This is a genomic window from Streptomyces sp. CC53 (assembly GCF_001865245.1).
Classification (GTDB): domain Bacteria; phylum Actinomycetota; class Actinomycetes; order Streptomycetales; family Streptomycetaceae; genus Streptomyces.
Window position 1 is genome coordinate 1 of the sequence record NZ_MKXB01000221.1, and the last position, 4,800, is coordinate 4,800.

The following is a 4,800-nucleotide window of genomic DNA, read 5'->3' on the forward strand; positions in this document are numbered from 1 at the left end:
CGAGCTGCTCCCCCAGCGCACCGGCGGCCGCGGGATCAGCGTCGTGTACCGGTACGCGGCCGATCTCGATGCGGCGCTCATCTTGTGGCTGATCGCCGGGCCATAGCTACCCGTCCCGGCGAGCCTGCCGCGTCCTTCGTGGAGTCTGGGGGAGCGGCGACACGTGACCCTTCACCTCCGAAGGGCGTGCCCGGCGGCCTTCACGACGCCCGGCCCTGCCGCGGTTCGCTGCGCGGTGCGGCCCCACACCGCTCCCGCCCTGGTGGTTGTGTCTCTGGTGGCCTCGCCCCGGGTGCGCGCGGGTCTGGCCTGGCGGAGGGTGGGAACGGCTCTCCGGGGGCGGTATCCCGCCCGGCGCGTTCCTTCTGGCCCCTCAGGGCGTGCCCGGGCGGCTGCGCCTCCGGGGAGTTCCGGCGCCAGGCGGACGCGGCCGCGGTTGCGGCGCTCTGGATGCTCGCCGTGGCCGGTCCAGGGGCGGCACCCGCCCGGCTGGGGCGGCGTCAGGGCATGGCGGTGGCGAAGGCTGCGGGACAACATGTGCTCCCTTGCGCACGGCCGTCCGGGTGGACTCGGGGCCCTGCCCTGTTGCGGTGTGCGCGGGCCCTTGCGCTGGCGCAGGGTGGTAAACGCCCCCCCCGGGGGTGGGCCGTGCCGTCTGCGAAACCGCTCACCCCTCTTGCGCAGGCGTGCCGCGCGTGTCACCTCCGGGGGCCGCGGGGTGGGTGCCCGCCACCGGGCAGCCCTGTCGGTGACGGGCGGGGAACCCTCTTCCCCTGCGCCGGGTACCCCGGGGCGCCGGGCGATACCCCGCGCCCCGGCTTCTCGGGGCCGCTTCCCGAACAGGCGGCCCTTGCTGCAGCCGCCACCTGCCCCGGGCCGGCGACGACCAGGGGCAGGCGAAGAGCCGGTGGTGCCTAGCCGGAGTCTTTCGGCGGCACGGGCCGCACCGGGCCCGTCGTCGCTGGGCCCACCTGCGGCCCCGAGGCTCCCGCGTCGGCGCGGTGAGGCTGCTCGGGCCGGGGGAACAGGAGGTTCTCCAGGGCGTCCAGCCCGAACAGCATGAGCATGATCAGCACAGGCAGGAGCAGAGCGACCACGATCATGACGCCTCCCGACGGGAGCGGTGTTCACGCGAAACGCGGCGGGCACTCCTGGACCCAGGCTGAGCCGAACGGGCGAACGACGCGCGTGCGGGTAGGCCGTTCGGGTGGATCCTGAGGCATTCGGCCGACCCTCTCACGCTGCCGCGCACGGAGCACGGCGCCATCACCGGGGCCCCGGCCACGTCCCCTCCACCCCGCCCGCGCGTGCGGCGCCCGTACGATCACCGGTCATGAGCAGCACCGCACGCCGACCGCTCGGCCACGGACCGAAGCCTGCGCCGCCCGACGCCCCGCGGCCGCCGGTGGAGGTGCCCAGGGTGACGTCCGCGCAGGCGGACGCAGGCACCGCTCCGCTCCACCGGCCCGGTGGGCAGCTCGACGTTGCCGCGTACCGCGAGTGCGGAGTCGTCGGCCGGCCGCCCACGGCGGCGGGCGGGGTTTGAAGACGCCGACCACCCCTGCGACGGCTTACCGCAGCCGCCGACCACCTCTGGCGCTGGCCGGCCCCGCGTCGTCGCGGCGCTGGAGCACGCTCAGCTCGGGAACCGCACGGCCACCGGGCAGCTCCGAGGGTCCCGGGGACTGGCTAGGGGCGGGATGTGAAGGAATGGAGCCGGTCGACCTCGGTGAAGCCGGCCCGGTCGTACATGCCGTTGGCGGCGGTTCGGTCCCGCTCCGGGTCCCCCGCAAGGGCGTCATCGTCGACGTAGAGGATCGCCTCGCGGGCGCCGAGCCCGGCCAGCACGTCCAAAGCGGAGCCGAGCAGGGCCAGCCCCAGGCCTCGCCCTCGGGCGGCCGGGGTGACGCCGATCCACCACAGCACCCCGATCCCGGCGACCGCTCGCCCGATGGTGGCCTCCGCCAGGAGCTCCCCGCCCTCACGCACCTCCAGGCGCTTGCCCGGCGGGTCCTCGCAGTCGGTGACGGTGTACCGGGCGACGTGCGGCAGGCCGCCGATCGGCAGATCCGCGCGCATGTAGCGCCACAGGTCACGGCCGGCGAACCCAGCCGCCTCCAAGGCAGCCCGGGTCGCCGGGCGGTGCTTGGCCGGCAGGCCCTCCAACCCGAGGGCCAGAGCGGAGGCGAACTCGAAGGCGTGCACCGTGCGCGGGCCGAGCCGGTCCAGCGCGCGGGCGATCAGGGCCGCTGCGAGGACCCGGTCCTCGCGGCAGTGCAGCCACAGGATGAACCCCGCGCCGTCGCTGTGACGGGTGGAGTAGGAAACCGCGCCGAGCACCGTGCCCGCCGCGTTGCAGATCACCTCGGTAACCGGCACCGCCAGCTCCGCCCACCATCCGCCGTCGACCGGTGAACGACCGGCCAGGGCCTCAGCGAGCATCGCCGGTGTGGTCAGAGGCTGGCCGGCCAGCCGGTCGGCAGCCACCAGATCCAGTACCGCCGCCTCGTCGCCGTCCTGGTAAGGCCGCACCGACAGCTGTGTCGCCGCACCGGGGGTCGTGATCGCCACAGACTGCTTCCGCCTTCCTCGCCGGATCTCTCCCCTCCAGCCTGCCCCGTCCGGCGCCCGCACGCCATCACCCCCCGGGTGAGGTCCGGGCGTGCTCCCCGTCTCCCCGGCCCTCGGGCGGAGCCCCCCGCTGGGCTGCCGCGTGCGTCGAGGGGGCGGGGTGTGTCAACCTGTGGCATGTTTCACGTCATTTCCCCCTTCGCGACCGTGAGCGGACGAGGGCCCCGTCCTACGATCCTCGTCACGCGCGGCGCCATCAGACCAGTGGCGCCGCATCAGAGAAAGAGAAGGGGGAAGATCCATGACCTACCGCAGCCACCTTGCCGCCGTCCTGACCACCGTGGCATTGGTCGGGGGCACTCTGGCCACCGCCGGCCCGGCCCAGGCCGCGCCCAACGTACCCAACATCAGTAAGGGCAGCGGCAACCGCGCCGGTGTCCTGTGCGTCCAGCGCGGGGTCAACAACTGGGCGCAGCGCACCGGGCAGGGACGGCCTCTCGTGGAGGACAAGCTGTTCGGGTCCAAGACCGAGGCGTGGGTGAAGAAGTTCCAGCGGGCGTCCCGGCTGTCCGTCGACGGCATCGTGGGCAAGAACACCGGCAACAGCATCCTGGACAACCTCACGAACGACGGCACCTGGCGGTCGGCCTGCTACGGCTACATCCCCAGCACGCGCCGCTAACACCGAGCGACCACTGCCCGTCCGCCTGCGGGCCCGGCGCGGCAGCAAGAACGCCGGGGCGGCCGCCTGCGCCGCCCCGGTGAGCTTGTCGTTGCAGCCGTTTGTCGACGCTCTGGCCGAGCTGGGCCAGGCGCAGGCCGACACCACGGGCTTCGTCACCCTGCCCACGTGGGCGCGGATCCTGGAGCGGCATTTCCCGCCGGACCTCCCCGACCCCGGGTGCACCACCGAGTAGGCCGGGACACCGGATCTGCGGCTGCGGGCGCAGCGGGCCCGTCGGACCACCGCGCGCGGCCGCGAACGCCCGTACCCGCATTGCCCGGCGCGCCGTGCCGTCGCCGTTCCCACGCGCCTGGGCGGGTACCGTCCTGGCGTCGAAGCCGGAACGGAGGACCACGTGTCGCATGCTCCCGACCACGGTGGACGGATCGGGCCGATGCTGCGTCGGCTGCGGGAGTCCCGCGGGCTGACGGAGGCGGAGACGGCCGAGAGGCTGGGCGGATACGCTCGCCGGCCGACGCTGACGGCCACGGAGATCAGCCGGTGGGAGCTGGAACGGGACGGCCGAACGCCGGGGCCGTACTGGCTGGCGCAGATCGCCGGATACTTCGACGTACCGCTGGTGGTGTTACAGCAAGCCCGTGCCGCATCGAGGGCAGCCCGGGTATCGGCGGAGCCCGCGCAGTCCGGGGCGGACGCGTTGGCCCGGCTGGCGCTCCCCGAGAACGCGATGACGCCCGGCCAGAGGGGAGTGACGCGCGGCCGTGCGGGCGGCGGCGCGGAGTCCTCGGAAGACAGGCGCCATCGGCCGAGACGTAGGTGTACCCCCACTCAGCAGGGACCGGCGCCTGTCGGCCTAACGGATTGGCCCCTGCTTGCGTATAGGCGCTTAGCGTGGGGGTGTGACCACCTACGCCACCGCCCTGGAACAGGAAAGCCGGAAAGAGCCCTCGATGAAGGACGACTACGTTCGGGGGTTCATCCGTGCGGCCCACGCTGTGGAGTGGCCTGACCTCCGCGGCAGGGAGTGGGGCGAAACAGAGACCATCTGCGGAAGAACGACGAATGGCATGAAGCAGGTGGTTCCGCAACGGAACGCCGAACGGTGGCCGCCGCCCACATACGAGGCAATGGCGTGCCCTGGCTGTCTGGGCTCCATCTCGGGCAGTGGCTCGCAGCATCCCCTTTAAGTCCGGTGTGCCCGTCGCCCGTTAGGCTCGCCCTGGCCCGTGCCGGTATGGAGTGTGCGGGCAAGGCCCCGGTCCCCGGTGACGGGACGCAGTACGGCCGGGGCCGCCCCAGCATGGCGACGTCGGTCACCCTCATGACCCGCCGTCTGGCCCGGTCGCACCTGGGCCGTCCCCGCCCTGCCGCCGCTTGAACCGCAGGAATTCCAGGTTCTTCCACATCACGCCGACCTCGATCTGCTCCGGCGTCAGCCCCGTCTCCGTCGCGAGGTCTTCCGCGCTGATCTCGCCGCCGTGCCGACTAACGCTCGGAGGGGGGTTTGTTGGTGTGCCGGGTCGTTGGTGGCCTGGGGTGTTGTG

Annotated in this window: 6 protein-coding genes; 3 read left to right on the top strand and 3 right to left on the bottom strand. The window is 73.3% G+C overall.

From position 1 onward, the window contains the following. Nucleotides 1–914: 914 nt before the first annotated feature. Nucleotides 915–1,103, bottom strand: coding sequence for a hypothetical protein (locus tag BJP40_RS29460; RefSeq protein ID WP_071283652.1), 189 nt, complete (start codon nt 1,101–1,103; stop codon nt 915–917). A 230-nt stretch (nt 1,104–1,333) separates the two neighbouring features. Here BJP40_RS29460 and BJP40_RS33815 point away from each other — a divergent pair, with 230 nt between their 5' ends. Further along, complete coding sequence (locus BJP40_RS33815; RefSeq protein ID WP_143066050.1) at nt 1,334–1,546, top strand: hypothetical protein; 213 nt, start codon at nt 1,334–1,336, stop codon at nt 1,544–1,546. Between the two features lie 143 nt (nt 1,547–1,689). On the opposite strand, the gene BJP40_RS29465 is transcribed toward BJP40_RS33815, so the two are convergent. Beyond that, nucleotides 1,690–2,571, bottom strand: a complete 882-nt coding sequence (locus tag BJP40_RS29465; protein ID WP_236243594.1) for a GNAT family N-acetyltransferase — start codon at nt 2,569–2,571, stop codon at nt 1,690–1,692. Between the two features lie 301 nt (nt 2,572–2,872). Between BJP40_RS29465 and BJP40_RS29470 the strand changes: the two genes are divergently transcribed. Beyond that, nucleotides 2,873–3,253: a peptidoglycan-binding protein gene (locus tag BJP40_RS29470; protein ID WP_071283655.1), complete on the top strand. Its 381-nt coding sequence runs from the start codon at nt 2,873–2,875 to the stop codon at nt 3,251–3,253. Between the two features lie 91 nt (nt 3,254–3,344). Next, nucleotides 3,345–3,488, top strand: a complete 144-nt coding sequence (locus BJP40_RS34740; RefSeq protein WP_177204509.1) for a hypothetical protein — start codon at nt 3,345–3,347, stop codon at nt 3,486–3,488. Between the two features lie 1,087 nt (nt 3,489–4,575). On the opposite strand, the gene BJP40_RS35050 is transcribed toward BJP40_RS34740, so the two are convergent. Then, nucleotides 4,576–4,800 (bottom strand): hypothetical protein (locus BJP40_RS35050; RefSeq protein WP_218153241.1); only part of this gene is annotated, 225 nt, incomplete at its 5' end.